Below are 20,928 nucleotides of genomic sequence, written 5' to 3'. Positions count from 1 at the left end.
GATCATTATCCCCCGCACACAATGCCATTAGTGAACTGGACGTACTGAGGATAGCCCTGCGCATTAAACAGCTGAGCACGCCCCAAACCTGGGATCGACGTATGCGGTTCCACAACGGTTTCAAATCCATCCGTACCCCGAACCAGCAATGCATTAGTGCCACTGATCAACTGTAGCTTCCAAGTGCGATCAGCATACGTACAAGGGTTAGCTGGTCGATTACTCGCTACGATCGCTGTATTAGCGACTGGTGCAGGGTTAGCCACGACACCAACAGTCGCTGGTACATCAGGATTACCACTGAATACCGCCGCGCCCTGTGGACTGGCAGCTTGTTGAGGAATTGACTGAATCGCCAGTGGCTGTGCTTTAGCCTTATGTTCTTTATTGAATTCTGAGCACTGTTTGGAGTATTTGGTTACCCCCAGCTGTGCTTCGAGAAGACAAAGGCGTTCACGGCTAAGCCACTTGATATTGCGATCGTTCTGCTGCGACTGGGCAACCAGCTTATCAACCGCTTTGGCGGATGATTCGACCTTCTCAAGGGTTTTTTCCAGATCCTTTGAATCCAGCCTTTCAATCTGTGATTTCAACTGCAGAATGTCTTTCTTAATGCCCAGTACGGCTGCGTTGGTGCGCTTCTGATCGACGGACAATACATTTAACTGATCGTTATGAGCCCGGTGCAGCGCTGTAGCAGCCAGATCAAAGCTTTTGAATCGCTGCTCATGCTCTTCCTGCCTTGCCAACATCACTCGCACTTCAGCGAGGACTGAGTTATGTAAATCATCCTCTGCATCATGCCCCAGGCTGAGATGACCATGTTCCTCTGAGTTATCAAGGGAGCCGGACTGAGATGCTGCTGCATAACGCTCCATCTCTGTCACCGGTTCAGGATCAGCTTTAACAAAGTCACTGCTTTGATCGAAGACCTTTGCAGTCTTAATAGGCTGAGCCGGTTCCATAGACTGAGGAGCGGAAAGCTTCGGCATTTCCAGCTTCGGTCTATCCACGGCACCTGTTGGTTTAAATACTGATTGCGCTGTCTCTACCTTAACGCTCGGTTCGGCACGTTCAGGCTGTGCCTGCTGGGTAGCAGGTACAAGCTCATTCGCTGTTGATTTAGGTTCTACCGGTTCCCAGCTATTCCGACTCGGACCCGAATTCTGCAGGTACATGATGTAACCGGCAAACGCGCTAATCGCCAGAATAAACACAACCCCGACGATAAGGATAACCTTCAAAAAGCTATTCATTTTCTTCTTGGGAGGGCTACTCAATGTCTCTTCATTTCCACCCTGTTGGGTTTCCTGTGAAGAGGAACCTGCTTCTTCCCCATAGTTCTCTACAGTGTCAGGAGCCTCATGGCCCCCAGTTTGATCAAGGCTGCTCATTAGAGGCTCCCTTTACGTTTCACAAAGATTGGTTCAAGTGTTAAAAGGCGCATGTCCTGGCCGACAAACACCCGTGAAGTGATTGGTCGCTGAAAGTTCTCTTTCAGCTGCTCAGCTATCCGTGATCCCCCTTCTGATAAGAAAAGGTTACGAAGTTCTTCACCTGACAATTCCGTAGTCGCTTGCACCACGGAGTCTGTAGCTTCTGGGTTGGAGATCGCAGCGGCCGCCAAGGCAGCAGCCTGCGCTGCTTCCAGTGCGGCACCACCTAATAAACCACCCCAACGGTAAAGGATGTGACGATCCACCTCACTAACGAAGGCTGGAAGATGATTACTGCTGTTGAAGGCGATCATATTGACCGGATAAACCTCACCCTCGAATTCCAAGGAAGTGAAGGTTAATGAGAGGTCTTCATAAAAATTACCAAGTCGCTGCCAACTTCCGATAACTCGCGCACCGTCTAGCTGCCCACCCATGATTTCAGCAACAATGGTATTCACAGGTACATCGGTATCAGCTCCTGTGACTGTCACTCCGTATGAGAAGTATCCAGCACGCTGCGCCTGAATCAGATCTGATTCGGAATTCGCTGTTGATCCGGTTACTCCGGAAGCCGATCCTGTTGCGCTGTCACCGCCCTCAGTGCGGTTTAGGGTAGTGGTTGGTTCAGGTGGTACAAAGTCCACCAGCGTTCCATTTAAAAAGTTTCCTGAAGGCTTCAACTCACCCATGCGGTCCCGAATTAGCTCAGCACGGGTTTTATCCAGCGTATTCTGATGCCGTGCTTGTTGAGCCCGTGGGGCACCTGTATTTTTGGCACTATCCAAACTGAGGTTGTTGGGCTTGAAAACTGGCGATACCGGCTTTGCCGGTTCAGGTTTAGCTGGTTCTGGCTCTGCTGCTGGTGGTTTTTTTATACCAGCCAATACTTCATCAATAGATTTCTTCCCGGTGTTCGGTCGAGTACCAGCAAATGTATCTCCCTCTTGTCTCGCAGTATCAGCAAGGGCGTGATCTCGCTCGATTTCCTCATCAGCAACAGCTTGCGGCACGGTTGCTTCTTTTTTGCCCCGGTCGGTATGCCCTTTCCCCGCGGCTTTTATTTCTTTCGTTTCATCTGAACCTGAAAAATAAAACGTAGCCAGGCCCACAAACACAGCCAAAATAAGCACCACTTTTGCAAACCCGCCATGAGGGGCACTGGCACCGAATACAGAGCCCACTTTTTGCCCTACGGTGAGCTTCTTCGGAGTATCAACGACTTCAGTGTGCTGTTCAGTCATTTTAATGTGGCTCCCTCTCCGAAACGTGCACCGATAAATGTTTGGGGTTTAACCGCTTCGACAAACACCGGTTGGCCGGCGCGATCGCGGAAAGAAAAGTATTCCCCTGAGTCGATGAAGTGATAGACACGGTAACCATCTGGTCCATGAGTCACGCCATTAGGCTCCGGTGCTGGAGCGCTGAGATAACGAGTCCGGATATAGAGCCCGTTGTCACAAGAGAAAACAGCCGGCTGGATACCCGGTAATGTCTGCCCCGTTAATGTCTTGGTAATAGCTAAGCGGCTGGCACAGTCGCCCGAGTTCTCCGGAGCCACAGGATTATCAAGAATGGCTCTGGCAATGGGATCATCCATAACTCGTCGCTCATCAAAGGATGGGTTGTATGTCACGCCATCAACTGCTGGAGCCATGCCCGGAAGCACAACTTTAAGCGTTTCGATGTAGGCCTGAGTGTTGATCGTGATTGGGAATGAGATAGAGGTATCTAACCCTGCGAATCGAACTTTAATATTGGTTCGCCCCGCATATTGACCTTCGCCTGCAGCAAGTACGATGCTATGAGGCATGACTTCATTCTTGGTAGCTTGCAGAATCGTCGTATTGCCAGTGGAGACATCGCCAATCTCCCAAGGCTTACCATTAAGATCAAAGAAAACAATCTCACTCTCATAACCAGACACGACTTGGACAGCGTACTTTTTGTCGGAATGCAGACGCACAGTGAAGGTATCAACGATGGAATCAACCTCCGGTGTAACCTGTCGAGCATGCTCATACATCTTGATGGCATTATCGGTCTGGGCGGATTCGTCAACCGTTCCCCCCATAACCTGCCTGACAGCATCTAATACCTCTCCCTGAGGAGCTATATCGAAATACTCAGGAACACCAATAGGCGCTTCGGGCGTTGCCATAGGCTTCTCAGTGTCTTGTGTCGCTCCAGCGAAAGTCATACCGGAGGCAAGAACGCCAAGAGCTGTGATGATAGAACGAGTTAACGACTTCACTTTTTGATTACCTCGTCATATCGCATCACCTTTAAGCCAGCCCAGCCTTCGTCGGGAGTGACTTCACGCACATCCAAAGTGATTTCCCAGGTCTTGGAATCGACACCCTCAATATCAATCGACTCATCCACTAATGTGAGCTTGACGCGATATATCCGATATTCGCCGTCATATTTAATCTGCTGGAGCACTTTAGGGGGGCGGGGGATCACAGCTTCAAAACGGCGGCGGTACTGTTCAGCAGCACCAAAAGTGTCTCTGGCAAGCAATGTATCGATATAGGTCTCCAACACACTCTCATCCCAGAAAGGACGCTCATCCTCGAACACCTGCAAGTAATTGGTATGTGTCCATGAATGGATATTCACTGCACGTTTTTGGGCAAAATCTTTAATGTCCTGCAGATCGTAATAAGGCTTTTCAGAGGTCGCAATTTCAGCCAAACGACCATCAATACGCTGCTGAGCCACTTTTACATCGGTACGCGGGAAAGCCAGGTAGGCCACCAGCGCAATCAGCAGCACATTCATAATCAATGAATAGCTCAAAGCTTTTGCCGCGATCGCTCTTGCGGTGAATCTTTCAACTGTTAGCAGATCAACAAAGGCGGAAACACCCCCAGTTGGATCCTCCCTCAACGACCTCTGAAGCCCTTTTAAAATCTCATCCGCTTTTTCGGTATGGTTATCTTTAGCCATGAGCACGGTCCCAGAAATCTGGTTTTGGATAGTAATTTTCTCGGTTCAGCTTGAATCCAGATAGAGATTCGAGACGGTCCCAGATATCCCGATCCATCGGTGGAATACCGTGAAACTTGGTATCTGGAGCAGCAAACCAGCGCCGAACATCTGTCACAGAGCGGTCAAACTCTACTGCCAGCTTTTCATAGGCCCGCATTACCCCTTTCACCTCCATCTTCGCTGGCAGTTCTTCTCGCAACATCTGCAGCGTGTAGTACTCCTCCGCCATCAAACCTCCCAATAAAAAAATAAATGATCAGGCTTTGATCATAATTTGTTTTGCAATAATATATTGAGTATCCGCGTTATTCAACAGGGCTAAATTGATGATTAATACAAGACTGAGCAAGAGAGCAAAACGAAATTTTCTGGCCGCATTCATTGCGCCACTGCTGCTAAGCACATCTATTGCTAGCCAAGCTGCTGAAAACGTCCCGTCCCATACCTATTTCCAGGCGAGAAAGATGGTCCAATCGACGTTTCCAGATGCACAGAATCTGGCAATTACCAGATACCAATCCGACTCGATTAATGGCGTTGTTGGGAAAGTGCTTAACGCAAGCACGGTGATCGACTTCGACACAAACGGAAAACGTGAAAGGGTAATTATGCTGCCTGATGGGGAGCATCTAATCTTAGGGAACATCATCAAGGCGGGAGACAAGCAGCCATTAGCCACTCCCACCCAACCTGCGAAGTTAGCCCAGCTGCAAGGTAAGCAAGCCAGAGAGGCATTGGATGAAATAGAGGAAAACCACAACAGCCCCTACACGGCCAAGTTGCCGCAGCTCCAGATAGACTACTCAAACGGGCTCGATACTCTTGTAAAAGAGCGGCGTATGAAAAGCAGCGACTTAACGCCGGTTTTCGAGGGCGCAGCCAAAACCCCAGAAGAATTCATGGCGACCGTTGAACAGCTTCCAAGCATTCAACTTGGTGATGGCAAGCATCACATCTATATCTTCGCTGACCCGAACTGTTCGAATTGTCGGCTTGAATACCAGTCTGCGAAGAAACACCAAGGTGATGCGGTTTTCCACTGGATACCAATTTATGCCCTTACCACCAGCCCTACTTATAAGCAGGTTGCACTGAGCCAACCAGATACTGCCGTCAATACACAGAATCTCGATCTGCTGATGGAAAACCCGAACATGAAGGACGGAATCGTTTTTGAAGCGAATGACGAGGCAGCTATGCGTCTTCATCAGACTCAAAAGGCGTTTTATAACCTGAGAGACCGTCGAACGCCGGTTACCCTGTATCGCAGTGCTGATGGTAGCCCGACTGTCATTCATGGCTACAATCCGAAGCTAATCGCCAGCATCATAAGGGACATGAAAAGTAAGGATTAATATTTAGCGGATTAAATAGTTTTCTGATATTCTTTTATCATAATATTTTAATAGTCTGCATAAATTATGATGAAGGAAATTAAAGCACTACTGGCCTCTTTGCCTCACTCGCAAAACTTAGACAAAGATACGGTCATTAACTGGCTTAAGAACGTACACACAACAGACCCCAATCGCCTGCTGTGGCATCTAAAACGTGCAGCGGGGGTTGGTGGCTCTGAAATAGGGACGCTCTTACTTGAGGCTCAAGGTCTAACCCCGCCATTCGGGAATACCGGCCAACTGATTGCGGCTGAAAAGTTACTGCAAATCCCTCCGTCCAGACCTCTACCTCACATGCTTCGCGGCATCATTCTTGAAGAACCACTGATCGAAGCCATTCTGGCGATCTATGGCGGAACCCGAGATGTGGCTGCTGAGAACACAATCAATGACTCTCACATACCCAATCGTACTGGTTCACCGGATTTGTATTGGAACCTGAATCAAAAGCGGATTTTGGTTGATACCAAGGTGCCTATTTCCGCAACGGAAGTCGAAAGCACGGGCTCGGAAAACGCCAAGATTTTCCAATACAAATCCCAATTGCATCACTATGACCTGATTGGCGAAGAAAAGGGAATCAAAGCTGACAAGCTAATCATTGCCGAACTTGACGTTCCTGTTGAGCTGGCCGATGCCTGGGTAAAAATGATCCGCAAAGATGGACAGGACGGGCACCATCAAGTCGTTAGCCAGATGACCTCCTTACTGGCCGCTGAGAATCCCGGCATGCGGATCAACTTTATCGAGGTTGAGCCTGATATCACTGTAAATCTCTACGGTAATGAGTGCTCAATCAGGGAAGCGATTCCTTTAGTAAGTGATTCATTCATGGACCACCTCATCAAAGGTGAAGCCGTTCCTCATTACATTCCTGAACAGGTAGAACTCAGTGACGCGGCAGCTGACGAGTTGAAAGCCATAGAAAAGCGTCTTGGTAATCTGCGTGCGATTTCAGAGTACTGCGAGCGGGAAACCTCTGGCACTCAAGACTACCTGCGTAGCTTTATTTCACAACAAAACATCGCCTTCGATTCTATAAAAGGAGAAATGTTTAACTTCTCTCAGAAACAAAGCATGGATCTTGATGCCGCTGAGCAAGTACTGAAGAAGTACCCGGTGGACCTAGATTCCCTGCGTAAACAACCAACTATCGAGAAGGCCCAAAAGAGCGATCTAGATACCACTAAAGCCTTCGAACTCCTAAAAGAACACGGATTACTGGAACAGTGCTTGAAAGAACCAAAGCTTGATCCCGAGCTGGTGGAAAGTGCTCTGACAGCATTAGGCGAAAACCCTGAAGCCTTCCAGAAAACCGAAGTCGGTGTTCGTAAAGCCACCTCTAAAGCAGCCAAAGCCTGTTTTGCAGAGTTAGCAGGTTTTACCACCGACATTGATGAATTCCTGTCACTGCGCCAACTCCAGGCACAGCACAGCGAACCTACAGAGGATGCCTTACAAGCCCCCTCTGATCCTCCTGCCATGAAGGTGGGATAACCCAAGAACCCTAATTTAAAGAACCCTATTTAAAGAACCCTAATTTAAAGAACCCTGAGGATTAAACCATGTCATTACTGGATCAGTTCAACACCAAACGGAATACCCAATCAAATCGTGTGAATGTTGCAATCACAGTCACCAATTACATTCAAAACCCTTCCGATTCGAGTGATGAACGTATTATCGGCCAACGGGTGGATACCGGTGAAGTAGTTGAAGTTTATGTGCCGAAAGCCAACAACCCGAACCAACCATCAGTAAGCAGTATTCGCAAGAATGCAGCCCCTGGCGGTGCAGTCATGCTGGCTGAAGCGTATGTTGATCAGAAAGCCTCACGGCGATCTCAGGATTCTAGTTATGTAATGGGCTGCCGCTGGCCCCGCCTGTTATCCCCTTCCGCACAAGAAGGACAGGCCCGTAAAGTAATGGCCCGGATCCAGTCACCTTTCTTCCATGAGAATGGCAATACGTCCATGAATGTTACGGTGATGCTCCCTGATGCGGTTGATGTTAACAATATGGAATCTTTTAATCGGGCATTTTTTGAGGCTTTGAACCCAGAAACAACGCCCATGAACGCCAACCCAATTGCCGGGATTCGCATCATTGAGTTTGATGACTCCGGTAACGCGCTGAACGCTGCACTGCGCCGCTTTCTCCCTGCATTTAATGATGATCACTCTCCTGCCAATATTCAAACCACGTTTAACCAGTACAACTCGGAAGGAACCGAATCGAATGCTTTACTTCGGGATATCCGCCCGATGCTGGAGCAAGCTTTTCAGGCACCGAATTATAAGGTTGAAGTCGTTAAACAGCTGGGGTTCACCGTAGGTACAGAGACCAAAAAGAGCGTTAAGAAAAAACACTTCGACAACTTGCCCATGAATACTTGGGAAGTGGTGCCAACGATGCTCAATAGCGGTAAAGAGGGCGAAGAAAATTACACCGGCTTTGCCGAGTGCATGATTGGTTTCCGAAAGGGACATTCTCAATCTGGCAGCTCTTTCTATATGATCTGTGGCGGTATGGCTACTGAACGCAACGGCCTTGTCACCCGTGCGGGCATCCCTACACTTGTGGATAAGCAAAATCACCAGAACTACCTGAATAAACTATCTGCTGAGCGCCAACAGCAGAAACAAAACCAGAACAACCCTACGGCAGGTCACAGCCCCCAACCAAATGCTTTGCCGGAAGCTCCAGCTTTCGAAAACCCTTTCCCCGAGCAACAATCACCATCAGCACATGCGATGAGCACTGACTTCCAGGCACCGCAGAAACAGATGAGCCAGCAGGCTCCGCAGATGGCACCGCAGCAACAGATGAGCCAGCAGGCCCCGCAGATGGCACCGCAGCAACAGATGAGCCAGCAGGCTCCGCAGATGACACCGCAGCAAGCAGCAGCTCAACCCTTCACAATTAACGATGTTCAGGGCGGAGAATTTATTTCTATTACACCACCAAACGGCAATCCCGATTTAGAAGAGTCACTTTTCACCAGCCTGAGCACTTTAAGTAGCAACCCAATTCAACAAAATGGCCGTTGGTACTTCCCTATTGCTGAGTATTCGCAGATTAAAGAACAACTTCAATCAGCACTTCAGGTTGTTTCTCAACAGCACCCCGAACTGTCAGGCGGCATCAACGATATGAGCACCGCTGCCCCCTCTCAGCCTGCAGCACCGACGAACCCAGTTAAAAACCAAAATCCCGAAAATAATCTGGATTTTAGCGAACTGGGGAATGAAATCGATCAGATGTTCTCAACTAATCCTAAAGCTGAAGTGGGCATGTAAGGGGTATCGGAATGAATTTACTTAGCTGGGTCAGCTTTGACCGCCATAACGATCGTACCGGTGAAACGCTTATCTCGCAGGTCCAAGTGATCAACGATAGGCCTGTTTTCATTCTTTATAACGCCGGTAATACAAACCCTTTCAGGAATATTGCCCTAGACAGCGCAGGCTTCAAATACTCACAACAAGGTGTATGGGTTTGCCCTGTAGAAAATATTGATCTGGCTGCTCTTAGGGCAGCCTTCCCTTTGATGGATTTTGAAGATGTTGCGACCCCTATTTCACAGGTGGTTGAAGCTGAAGAAAATAGTCCAAACAGCTTCCTCTCAACCATGTTCCGCAACGCCTTTTCAGAAGAATATGCACCAGGTATCAATGTAAAGCGCTACGAAGGTCAACTTCCACCTGCAGGCGAGAGCTTGGCGCATTGGTTAGAGCAGAACGGCATGCGCCGGTCAGCAAACACCTTCGAGGCGAAATATACTGAGGGCACTAATGTCACCGTTACTATCAACAAACGTAACCGTGAAGTTTCCGTTATCTTCCACGATGCTGATTTTCATAGCACATTAGAAAACCTATATCTGCGTGAACGAAATGAAGTGGACGCAGAGATCGGTCAACCATTCTCATTCCAGACCAAGATGTTTATCCGGCTGACCGATAACAGCTACGCTCCAGCAGTAGAGCGCTCTAACGGGGTGCTGGCATTTACTCAATTTGCCTGCCCTTCTCCTCAAGAAGTTCTCCGCAGGATCGATTTAGAGTCATTAACAAAAGTAATGACCGAGACTGAATGGAATGCTTACCAGAATCGCCTGGTGGAAGCAGCTGCCGAAGCTCTGGAGCCCATTGAGGCTGGACACGTTTCAGACATAGAGCAGCCGGCATCAGTCGAAGTTCCTGAACCAGCTGAAGCCCCTGAACCGGTTGAATCAGGAATCACGGATGACGAAACTCCGGCTTCTGAAGAACCGTTGGAGTTCTCTCCAGAAGCGCATATCAGGATTGTCGCTGATTCTATTGAGCAGCTTCGGGGGATAGATATTGAGCGGTTACTTGATCAGGCATCTGAAATCGGAGATCACGCTTTATATGCATCTTATATGTATGTTCGAGACAACAGAGAAGATCTTATTGATGACCTTAATTCTGTGTTCGATGATGCAGCTGGATTCCTCGTTGATTCTGAATTTGCAGAGCTTGCAGCACTGGCAGAAGAGCGCATGCGTTTCGTGTCTGGTGAGGAGCAACTGACACACCTAAAAGCCCAGATGCCGGGCAGTGTATTAGGTAAGGAGCTAAAACACGAATCTAAAGAGAGCTGGGGATTTGTAACCCCAGATCTGGAAGAAGTCGGTAAATTCCGTTACACCCTGTTCGATACCCGTGGTTTCTTCTCTCATCAGGTCCATAACACTGAAGAAGAAGCATTTAATGCTTTGGTTAAAGAACAGCGCTATACCCGCTGGGATCTGGGTGCCCTGAAAGCAATCGAGACAACTGAAGCCTTTCTGGATGGCATGCTGAATCAGGCGAAAGCGAAAGTAGAAGCAGAAACGTGGACAGCTCCAGAAGAACAGCCCGCCAACAACCTGCCACAGGTTCCTACGGCAGAAGAACGCGCTAACACTATCGTCACCTTGTTTAAGGCTCGGGCACGACTGGCTGAGACAGCCCTTTCACATGACGATTTCCGTACTGAAAAAGACGGCAAGTTTCATGCGGTCTATTTCAAAGACCATGCCGAACCAGTCACCTACATCGAAGGCCGACCATCAAAAGCAAAAGCAATAACAGGCATGGACTATCTGGCCGTAGATGCCGTAAAAGAAGTCGGAAAATCACTTTCACAAAAGTTCGCTGAGAATCTGCAAATACCGCCCGGCCATAGCTTCGAAGATTTTGATATTGAACGCGATATCCGATTTGTACGCACGGCGGGCTCTTCTCAGATATCATGTTTCATCCGTGCTAACCCTGACACTCCTTTGCACCGTCAGGTCAGAACCGAATTTAGGATAAACCTGCATCATGATCAACCATCCGCATTCCTGAGTATGGAATCCGGTGAGCGATATGCTTTCAAAGGCGTTGATCTACTGGCGGCATCAGAAAATCAGGTCAAATTTCCTAGAGCAACAACCTTTGAAGAGCTGGCAGATAAGGCGATCGCTACCTTCAATCAGGTTGCAGCGGAAGTAACTGCAGCGCCGGAACCAGTGACTGAAGTTCAAGAGGAAATCGAACGCTCTGATAGTTACTCAACTCATAAGCAGTGGATCATTGAAAATCCACGATCCGCAAGAATGTCTGGGCACATAGAACAACTACAGATCGATACCAGACTTGAAGACGGTGAATCAGAACTATTAGTGAATTTTATTGAGGAGCAAAGCGCCTCGATACCAGCACTAGAAGGGTACGCCGAAACAAAACAGGCTCTGACCTCTGCCCCAACTGAATCAGAAATACTGGCTATCAAATCTGAGATCGAAGTAGGTATCCAGAATGAAACTGTTATGCTCTCTCCATCGGAAAAAGCAGACCTTTTCAATACGATAAAAGAACGTCGCCAGGCACTACAGGGTTCCCCTGTCCCGATTCTTCAGAACGAGGCTGAACAGCAAAATGCTGCTGAAAATGCTCCTACGATCGTTGATGAGCAGAATGAACCTGACCCCCTTACCAACATATCCTCGCATTGGGCACTTGAATACGTTAACGAGGAAGCCGCTGTATCCATTGATCAGTTGGAAGAAGCTACACACCGCCGTGGGTATACTCTGCACTGGTACACCTTGCACCGCGAATTTGCTGGAACTCAGTTGATAGCTCGCGTTGAAGGAACCGAGCGGGATGTCATATTTAACAATGAAGGTCAGATCCCACAAGCCCTATCCCTGCTTGATTTGTATATCAAAACGAATCGCGCTGATCTCATTCGCAGCGTCAATGTACCTAAGCCTGAAGCTACTGAGGAATCGAACGCCAATCAGGAGCTAATTAGTTCAGAGGAGTCTGTTACAACAGAGGAACCGATTGAAGTAGAGGCTTCTGCAATCTCTGAGGAGCCAGTTGATGTTCCGCAACAGCAGCCAGAAAGCCCAGACCTGATTCCTCCTCATATAGCCGGTGAATTTGGCGAGTACACGCCTGACGGCCTATGGTACAACCCCGGCGAACAAGTCCCGGCACACGCGGTAAAACCAGAACGTCTGGTTGAAGCACCGAAGGGCCAAGAGCTGATCTATCCAAGGATCAAAAACTTTGTAACGCCTGACCCTGCTGGCGTTTACTTGATGCGTCGAGAACAGATCAAAGATTCGGAACTGGTTAACTACTTCAATTCCATTGAGCAGTTCAACGCTCTGGTGGATCGCTTTAATGCTGGCAACCTTTACTATGCGCCTGAATGGCTGAAGCTTAATTTCACATCTAATCCTGAGGTGGCCTCCACCTTACCTGCAGCACCAAAAGGCACACAGCCGGTCACACAAGACACACCTATTAATTTCTCCGCTGTCATCCGTGACAATCTCGGGACTCCGTATATGGTCCTGACGAAGCGCCATGGACGAATGCAAATCGCTGAGTTTGAGGACGGTAAACCAGTCGTTCATAGTGACTGCCAGGTAGTGGACATCGATGGTCAGACTTTCAATTTTGCGGGCGAGTGGTGGGAAAACGATCAAATCACCGTAGATTCCGAGTACGAATCTATCCACCAGCCAGAACAGGAAGCCGAACCTGAAGAAACAGCCATCGCAGAGCCGGAGATTCTTTCTCCGTCCACACAAACCGGTGAAGTAGTCCCCCTGTTTAAAGAAGACAGAACGCTTGCGAGTGATAAATTTGATCTTGAAACAGAAATGCCGGAGCTGGTGCAAAAGCTGAGACATGCTGACATTGAATTTTCCGATATCAGCTCATATCTCCGCAGCGTTTCCATGCTAGAACTGGCTGAACAAAGCCCTGATTCTCCTTCCCAGTTTGAAATAGCCCGCGCCAGAAAAGCTCTCGATAACACATGGGCTACTCTGTCCACGAAAGCTGCAGCCGGTGGCATCATTCTCGATCAGGGAATACTGCACCAGATCGCACAAGACATGTCGGACAGAATTGCCGATGCTACAGAACACGATGCCGAACCATGGAACATGCATCCAGATACGGTTAAAAGTCTGTTGTCTGATCAAGGCTTCATCGACATCGTTAACGGTATTGATAACGACAAACCATTACAAAAAGCCTTATTCATAGCCAAGCGCCTGGGAGAAGAAAGAAATATACGCATGGTCGAACGGGCTGTTGAAGAAAATATCCATGCTCATCCAGTAGCAGCCTTTATGCTTGAACAGTTCGAGGGATTTGCTCGTCGCACTGAGATCGAAACAGAGATAGAGCAGTTGACCGTTGGCAACGAAGATACTTTGTCCACTTACCAATGGGAGCGCTTACAGGCTCTGCAAGAAGAGTTGGCTGAATTGAGGTACGAGATTTCCGAAATGGAAATAACCTCAGAGATGATCGATATCTTTAAAAACACCCCGGACTACGACGAAACCTTTGCAAAGCTTAGCCAACTCACCGGGATGGACCGAGAAGGCGCTAAAGTTTTATCTGAACGCATCGCTGACAAAATCCATGCAGACAGAGTAGCTGAGATCCGAGGATCAGACCTCTTCAAGCTGGGTCAGGCCGTTGTTGCGCTATTGCCGGGTTTCACTGAAGCGGCAGGCACAGAAACAGAGACCGTGGGATCAATCATTATTGGCCCCCGCAGAGCCTCCGTAGCGCCTCCAAAGCTCGAAGGCGACGAATACCATCTCAGTATTTCCGTATACCCAATCGACCGCGACAACGAATACAGCACCTTTGAAACCATCAAGATTTCCAAAGAATCTGACAACCCGGCGCAGGCCTTTGCAACGCAGTTATCAGACTTCCTCAAGACCTATGAAACTGTTGTTCAGACTGCTGATCTTCCTCGGTACGGGGCCAAACTGTTCAGTGGTGAAAATGGCGAAAAGCTCTATAGCCTTACGGAAATCAACAAACGGATCCGCAGTGATATTAAAGAGCTTCAGAAAACCGGCGCGATTCCCGCCAGCGTAAAGGTGGGTGTTCGAAAATCTAATGGCTCTATTTACATTTCAATCAAGGAACTGCCAGACAGCATTCCGATGATCACCCATGAATATGCGCAGTGGAATCTGGAAAATCGTGAAGGCCATCACGCGGATGCCCCTGCTATGTGGACTGCAGATTATCGCGCCCTGAAGCACGCTCTTGAAGCGGTGGCAAATGCTTATAACTATGACAACTCCGATAGACAAACCGATTATTTTAATACGAACTTTTACCTACACGTAGAAGCAGAACACGAATTACGTGCTCTAGAAATCGAGCGTGCGATTGAAGCTTATAAAACTTCTCTGGTTACAGAAGAGGACACCGATGAAGAAATCACGGCCTCAATAGAGGAAGTGCAAGCATCCCAGCCCGTTGTGGAATCTGAGCCCACCAGCTCTGCTGTAACACGCGATCGCACATACGCGCTGCCATGGGAAGCCCAGAATAATACGGCCTCCCCAGACCTGGCAGAGATCAGCCAACCGCTGGTGGACCATATGGGGAACGACACGGGCTGGCATAGTGTTGATATTTCCAAAGACAATCTCGGCCTGACTTCAGGTGGGGGGACTCTGTTAATCAATCCGGAAAGCCTGGAATGCGTGGCATTTGAATCCGGGGACCGTCCAGCGCAGGAAGCTTATGTACATGCGGTCGCGTTTGCGATGGAGAACCCGGTTCAACCACACCCAGCAGCTGTTGAAACAACGGCTGTCATAAGCCCTAAGGATCAACCGAATCGGGCTGAAGAGAATGTGGCAAAACTACTGGCCCAACTCAACCTCGCTTCTGTCGATTTTTCAAACGATGACGATTGGCACTTTACGATTGAAAATGACCCGTTCATGGATCTGGTGATCGAACTCCACCCATCTTTGCATTCCGGAGAGCAACGGTCTCTTTACTTGACCCACTATACCGGCGATGAGGAGCGCTATATGGATGCTGAAATGGTGTTCGAAGTTAAGCGCAACGGCACTTTGGAGTTGAGCGAAACAGCAGTATTCAATCCCCTCAGTGGAGGTGAGCTAAGAGGTAATGACCGATCTTTTGCCAACCTGATGTCTAATAATTTACTGATTCAGGGATTTGGTGAAGGTCAGGTTATCAACAATAAAGCGGAAAGCTCCGCTCTCTTAACACCAGAAACTACCACTGAAAACATTGATCCCGTCGATCAGATTATTCAGGCGGAACAGCCCCAGACTGCGCCAAACGAAGGCACAAATTGGGAAACCGCGCCCCTGAAGGACTTTAAAGCCCATCTAGACCAGATCAAAGCCACTGATGATGATCCCAGCCAGGTTCATTACACCATGCTGCTGGGATACCGCTTTGGTTTTGGTAAGGCACTTTCCCGTGCCCAAGAAATTGACCTCAGAATAGAGAACGGTACAGCAACGACTGCTGACCGTGCTATGTTACAGAATCTGCAAAACGTCTGGAAAAAACATCTGGACGATGCATTAGACAAGGAAACAAACGATGAACCCACAAGCCGAAGCTCTCTCCCATCAGATTCGCAGTCAGATGTCAGAAGAACAGATAATGAACCTGCAGCGGAAGCAGCAGCTGGAAATGTTTCTAACAACGAACAGCGTCATGATCCAGAAGAAAGTGGAGTTACTGATGAACGAGTATCAGGAGAAAAACCCAGCTCCGCACAGTCAGGACTACACAGTGCAGGCAAGCTACCAGGCCGACCTGCAGATGTACCAGAAGGAAATGCTGAACAAGATGATCGCTCAGATTCTATAAAATTCCAGCGAGAAGTTACGTTCTTCCCTCGGGAAGAAATGTTGCGAATGGAAGGGGCTCAACCGGACACTGTTCGAGCCAACTTTACGCAGACCATATCCATTCTGAGAAAGATTCTCGAAGAAGACTACCAGCCTACCGAGCAAGAACGCCTCAGTATGGCTGCAACGAATGGCGCTGCACATTCAGCCATTACCGAAGCTTTCAAATCCAGTTCCTATACCACAGAGGCCGGCCGGGAACTTCAGAGTGAATTGAAATCCCTCTTCAAATACAACCGCGAACTTCATCAGTCGCTCAAAGCGTCTGTAACTGACGCATACTACACCCCTACCCCTATCACCAATTTCATGTGGAATGCCGTGACCAAAATGGGGGTGTCGAATGCCGATCACCCGCTGCATATTACTGAACCATCAATCGGCAGCGGGCGCTTTATTGGGCTGGCCCCAGAACAAATCAGGGCGGGTGCAGTCTTTACCGGGATTGAAAAAGACTCCTTCACTGCGCAACTGACGCAAGCAGTGTATCCCGAAGTCCAAATCATCAATGAAGGATTCGAAGATGTAGTACTGCCTAAGCACTCTCAGGATTTGATCATTGGTAATCCGCCATACGGTGAATACACCGTCTATGACAAACGAGAGGGCCGGCAACACCTTATCCATGATTACTTCTTGATGCGCTCCATTGAGCTTGCAAAACCCGGTGGCATTGTCGCGTTTGTGACCTCTTCAGGAACATTGGATAAAGCGAATAGTGCCACCCGCCATCGCATTGCAGCTTCAGCCGACCTGGTAACCGCTTACCGGTTACCCGCTTCTACATTTAAGAAAACAGGCGCTTCAGTTGTAACCGATGTTCTTTTTTTCCAGAAACGTCATCCAAACCAAGAGCAAGGCCCCCTTAATTGGCTTGAGGTTGCGCCGATCGACGTAGAACACCATGGTGAAGATTCAGGGTTTAGGGCAGGTAACATTAACCAATTTTATCTGGATAATCCCGACAATGTGCTGGGCAATATTGAGTGGTCTCACGGGAAGTTTGGCACCACCTTAACCGTAACCGGCGATCTCTCCTCTGAGCAGTTGGTGAAGGTGTTAGCGGATGACATCCCCTCCGATATCTTTTCTGCCACACAGCACACCAGTCATCGCAAACAAGACGCCGCTCGTATTATGGATGATCCTCGGTTTGCGGGTGCCAAAATTGGTAGCTATGTCTCAACTGATGACGGGATCTTTATCGTCAACTCTGAGGGTGTGGTGCCACACTCTTCATCTGGAAAACGTGCACAAAAGCTCGCGGCTGTTATTGGTATCCGCGATTTAACTTTGAGCCTGATCGATACAGAAAAAGAAGGCTTAACCGATGATGCCAATCAGATTAGAGAGTCGCTGAACACGGCATATGACGAATTCCAACGTCAGTATGGCTACTTAAACGCTCGCACAAATAAAAATCTTTTGGCACTGGATCCAGACCACTATCTGGTCTTGGCATTGGAAGCAAAAGACCCCAACTCTGACGATTTCCTTAAAGCTGATATCTTCTCGAACAGCTTCCAGGCACTCAGCTCTAAAACAGCATCTATCGAGTCCGTATCTGATGCGGTTATCTACCTGATGAATACTGAGGGGACTGTATCGCAGGAAGCGGTTGCTGAACTCTTGGAAGTTGAGAGCCATGATATTCAGGATCAGCTCACCGAGATTTGCTTTAAGAACCCAACAACCGATTTCTACGAACTCAAAGCCCTTTACTTGTCAGGGAACATCTATCAAAAACTAGAAAGTGCTAAGACAGCCGCTAAATACACGCCTGAATATCAGAGGAACGTCGATGCTCTCGAAGCCGTGTTGCCTGCACCTATTGAAATTGGCGATATCAATACGCGCTTGGGTGCCAGTTGGATACCTTTCAAATTGGTACAAGCGTTTATAGCCGAACAATTAGGTAGTCCGATTTTCGATGATCGAGTCAGACTGACCTTTGTTCCAGAGACACACACATGGGATCTACGCTTAACCCAAGCCGCTCGAAATGCCTTCTATCAGAAGAATGAAGTAGAGCTGGCAGCTGGTGGTTATAGATTTGAACAACTGATCACTAAAACCCTGAATCAGCAAGTGGCTAATGTTCGGGACCAAGACGGCAATCTGGATCCTGAGCTGACCACACTGGCAAAAGCAAAGCAGAAAGAAATCCTGCAGGAATTCAGGAGATTTATCCTCGCAGATGCAGAGCGTTGTGATCTAGTCAGCGAGGCATACAACAAAAAGTTCAATGCCTACAAAGAAGCTGAGTACGATGGTTCCTATATGACATTTCCGGGTATGTCGGGTGTCATTAATGGAAAACAGCTCAAACTACGGGAGCACCAACCTGCTGTCATCGAACGCATTCTACATTCCGACACGGGTGTTCTTATCGCGCATGAAGCCGGGGCAGGAAAAACGATTGAGCAAATCGCCGCGGCCATGCAGATGAAACGTCTTGGCCAAGCGTCTAAACCGCTTTTGGTTATCCCGAACCACATGCTGAAGCAAGCGACGAATGAAGCCCGCGACCTTTACCCAAATGCCAAGATCCTAACCGCCACACCGCAAGACTTTGAAGCGGGTGGCCGTGCTTTGTTTGCCAGCAAAGTGCAGTTAAACGATTGGGATCTAGTGATCTGTACTCATAGTATGTTTACGGCGATGGCTCCACCAGCCGACTTCGTTAAACACTTCATAATGGATGAAATCGATCAGTACGAAACCGCTATCAAAGCCGCTGATCATTCTGATCGCATCACGATCAAGGCACTGGAGAAGGCCAAGAAAAGTCTCGAATCCACCTTAAAGAAACGTACTGGTGAGCTTGAGAAACGTCAGGATGACATCTCCTTTGAGGAATGCGGGTTTGATGCTCTTTTCTATGATGAGGGACATTACCTTAAGAACTACGCTCCCCCTTCCACGCTAAAAAGTGTCGCGGGCGTAAATTCCCAAACCTCAAACAGAGCAATGGATGCCGTTATAAAGGCTGACTTCATCCGATATAAGCGCGGGGACGAAAAAGGGGTTAACCTCGCTTCGGGAACACCTATCACCAATTCCGTATCTGAAGCATGGGTAATGCTTCGTTTGGTAGCGCCCAGCCTACTGCGTGAAACCGGTCTCGATAGCTTTGATAACTTTGCGGCTACCTTCTGTGAAGTGGTTGAACATATCGAGTTAAAACCTGAAGGTGGTGGCTATCAAATGAAGTCTCGCCTTAGCCGATTCCACAATGTTCCAGAACTCATTCGTATTTTCCGGATGGTTGCTGATATCAAGATGGCAGAAGATCTGAACCTGCCAACTCCAGAAGCCACCGATATTAAGCATGTGGCTCCGCAATCTTCAGAAATGCGCCTGTTTATGGACTGGTTAACGCACCGGGCAATTAACGTCCGTCAAGGTGATGTGGAACCGTCCGAAGATAACATTCTTAGTATTGCTAATGATGGCCGGTCTGCCTCTCTCGACTTGCGTTTGATCCACGAATTACTGCCGGATGACCCCAACAGCAAGGTCAACATGTGCGTTAAAAATGTGCATGACAAATACATTCAGCATGCTGAAGACCGTCGTACCCAGATTGTCTTTTGTGACCGAGGCACCCCAAAGCCAGGCTTCAACCTGTATGACGATATGAAGCAAAAATGGGTGGCTATGGGTATCCCTGCGGAAGAAATTGCCTTCATACACGAAGCCAAAAACGATGAACAAAAAGAAGCCATATTTGCCAAGGTACGTGCCGGCGAGATTCGTATTCTTTTAGGAAGTACGGATAAATTGGGTGTAGGAACCAACGTACAAACTCGGGGTTCCGACTTGCATATGCTCGACATTCCATGGCGGCCAACGGACCTCAAGCAGCGCAGAAAGCGCTTTGAGAGACAAGGCAACCTATTTGAGGATGTGAACATTCATTTTTACACCACCGAAGATAGCTTCGATCTCTTTATGCTGGAAACAGCTGTGCGCAAATTGAAGTTCATCACACAGGCAATGAGTAGTCCTGAAAAAGCTGCCCGGCGCTTGGATGAGGACATTGATCCAACGCTGTCTGAGATTATGGCAATCACGACAGGTAACTCTTTAATCAAAGATAAAGTGGAAGTGGACAGCAAAGTAGATCAGTTACTGTTGCTGCGTAATGCCCATGATTCTGATTGTCGACGCTTCTTAGGAGAAGCAGCCTGGATCGAGGAGCAGCGTAAGCCCTCATATGAAGATGCCGTGAAGGGCATCACCAAATCGATCACAGCCATCGGCAGAGACAATCTCGAATCCGGCATTATTCCATTCTTCATCAATGGCAAAACCTTCATCAAGCCAAAAGAGATCGGCGTGCAGATTCATGATGCTCTGAAGCACAAGTTGGGGAGTGGTAACACGGTCGCGGAAATTGCCGGATATCCTTTGAAATCTAGAGTAGAAAAAGATCACTTCACTCTCGTCTGGGAAGGCCCAACTAAGCTTGAAGTTAATCTAACCAAAGATCCGGCGCGATTCGTCAATAATCTCATCAAAAAGATGATGGACATGGATCACCTCATTGCTCATTACCAGCAGACTCTGAATAAACTGGATGCCGATATTGAGTCTTATCGTGAGAGAGCCAACAAACCATTTGCCGATGCCGCAGAGCTGGAAGATCTTCTGGCCCGCCAGATAGAGATCAATACCGAAGTTTCGAAGATGGAACAGGATCTGGACCAAAAACTTCCAGAAGGGATACTTCATGATTTTGAAAACCTCCTATCTGAACTCAACGCCCGGCTTTCGTTGCTGAGTGATGATGAGATCGAGATGTATCAGCAAGCAGCAAATAACCCCAGCCTTCCTAAAACACTAAATGGACCAGGAGTTTAAG

General features: G+C 48.3%; 9 protein-coding genes. 4 read left to right on the top strand and 5 right to left on the bottom strand.

Features of this window, described 5'->3' with window-relative positions; translation table 11 throughout:
* Positions 1–5 precede the first annotated feature (5 nt).
* Genes QUD59_RS18765 through QUD59_RS18745 form a run of 5 tightly spaced genes read right to left on the bottom strand, consistent with a single transcriptional unit; the run spans position 6 to position 4,659 of the window.
* Positions 6–1,394 carry a hypothetical protein gene (locus QUD59_RS18765; RefSeq protein WP_286241091.1) on the bottom strand — a complete coding sequence of 463 codons (1,389 nt, stop codon included), beginning with the start codon at positions 1,392–1,394 and terminating at the stop codon, positions 6–8.
* Complete coding sequence (locus QUD59_RS18760) at positions 1,394–2,680, bottom strand: DotG/IcmE/VirB10 family type IV secretion system protein (protein ID WP_286241274.1); 1,287 nt, start codon at positions 2,678–2,680, stop codon at positions 1,394–1,396. The genes QUD59_RS18765 and QUD59_RS18760 overlap by 1 nt, the downstream gene beginning before the upstream one ends.
* Positions 2,677–3,690: a DotH/IcmK family type IV secretion protein gene (locus tag QUD59_RS18755; RefSeq protein WP_286241273.1), complete on the bottom strand. Its 1,014-nt coding sequence runs from the start codon at positions 3,688–3,690 to the stop codon at positions 2,677–2,679. The genes QUD59_RS18760 and QUD59_RS18755 overlap by 4 nt, the downstream gene beginning before the upstream one ends.
* Entirely contained in the window at positions 3,687–4,388 is a 702-nt protein-coding gene (locus tag QUD59_RS18750; RefSeq protein WP_286241272.1) for a DotI/IcmL/TraM family protein, read from the bottom strand. The genes QUD59_RS18755 and QUD59_RS18750 overlap by 4 nt, the downstream gene beginning before the upstream one ends.
* Entirely contained in the window at positions 4,381–4,659 is a 279-nt protein-coding gene (locus QUD59_RS18745; protein ID WP_286241271.1) for a hypothetical protein, read from the bottom strand. Before QUD59_RS18745 ends, QUD59_RS18750 begins: the two co-directional genes overlap by 8 nt.
* 97 nt (positions 4,660–4,756) lie before the next feature.
* On the opposite strand from QUD59_RS18745, the gene QUD59_RS18740 reads away from it, so the two are divergent.
* The 4 genes from QUD59_RS18740 to QUD59_RS18725 all read left to right on the top strand — a co-directional run bounded on the left by QUD59_RS18740 (position 4,757) and on the right by QUD59_RS18725 (position 20,927).
* Complete coding sequence (locus QUD59_RS18740; protein WP_286241270.1) at positions 4,757–5,785, top strand: thioredoxin domain-containing protein; 1,029 nt, start codon at positions 4,757–4,759, stop codon at positions 5,783–5,785.
* A gap of 66 nt (positions 5,786–5,851) precedes the next feature.
* Positions 5,852–7,324 carry a hypothetical protein gene (locus tag QUD59_RS18735; RefSeq protein WP_286241269.1) on the top strand — a complete coding sequence of 491 codons (1,473 nt, stop codon included), beginning with the start codon at positions 5,852–5,854 and terminating at the stop codon, positions 7,322–7,324.
* A 68-nt stretch (positions 7,325–7,392) separates the two neighbouring features.
* Entirely contained in the window at positions 7,393–9,126 is a 1,734-nt protein-coding gene (locus QUD59_RS18730; protein ID WP_286241268.1) for a hypothetical protein, read from the top strand.
* An 11-nt stretch (positions 9,127–9,137) separates the two neighbouring features.
* Positions 9,138–20,927: a helicase-like domain-containing protein gene (locus QUD59_RS18725; RefSeq protein ID WP_286241267.1), complete on the top strand. Its 11,790-nt coding sequence runs from the start codon at positions 9,138–9,140 to the stop codon at positions 20,925–20,927.
* The last annotated feature ends 1 nt before the right edge of the window (position 20,928 follow it).

The organism is Neptuniibacter halophilus, from assembly GCF_030295765.1.
GTDB classification, from domain to species: domain Bacteria; phylum Pseudomonadota; class Gammaproteobacteria; order Pseudomonadales; family Balneatricaceae; genus Neptuniibacter; species Neptuniibacter halophilus.
The sequence above is the reverse complement of the archived record's forward strand: the minus strand, read 5'-3'. Positions and strand labels throughout refer to the sequence as shown.

What these genes read in the sequence shown, in the direction of transcription:
- QUD59_RS18740 (WP_286241270.1), top strand. Translation starts at nt 4,757, where the DNA reads ATGATTAATACAAGACTGAGCAAGAGAGCAAAACGAAATTTTCTGGCC.
- QUD59_RS18765 (WP_286241091.1), bottom strand. Translation starts at nt 1,394, where the DNA reads ATGAGCAGCCTTGATCAAACTGGGGGCCATGAGGCTCCTGACACTGTA.
- QUD59_RS18750 (WP_286241272.1), bottom strand. Translation starts at nt 4,388, where the DNA reads ATGGCTAAAGATAACCATACCGAAAAAGCGGATGAGATTTTAAAAGGG.
- QUD59_RS18745 (WP_286241271.1), bottom strand. Translation starts at nt 4,659, where the DNA reads ATGGCGGAGGAGTACTACACGCTGCAGATGTTGCGAGAAGAACTGCCA.
- QUD59_RS18735 (WP_286241269.1), top strand. Translation starts at nt 5,852, where the DNA reads ATGATGAAGGAAATTAAAGCACTACTGGCCTCTTTGCCTCACTCGCAA.
- QUD59_RS18730 (WP_286241268.1), top strand. Translation starts at nt 7,393, where the DNA reads ATGTCATTACTGGATCAGTTCAACACCAAACGGAATACCCAATCAAAT.
- QUD59_RS18725 (WP_286241267.1), top strand. Translation starts at nt 9,138, where the DNA reads ATGAATTTACTTAGCTGGGTCAGCTTTGACCGCCATAACGATCGTACC.
- QUD59_RS18760 (WP_286241274.1), bottom strand. Translation starts at nt 2,680, where the DNA reads ATGACTGAACAGCACACTGAAGTCGTTGATACTCCGAAGAAGCTCACC.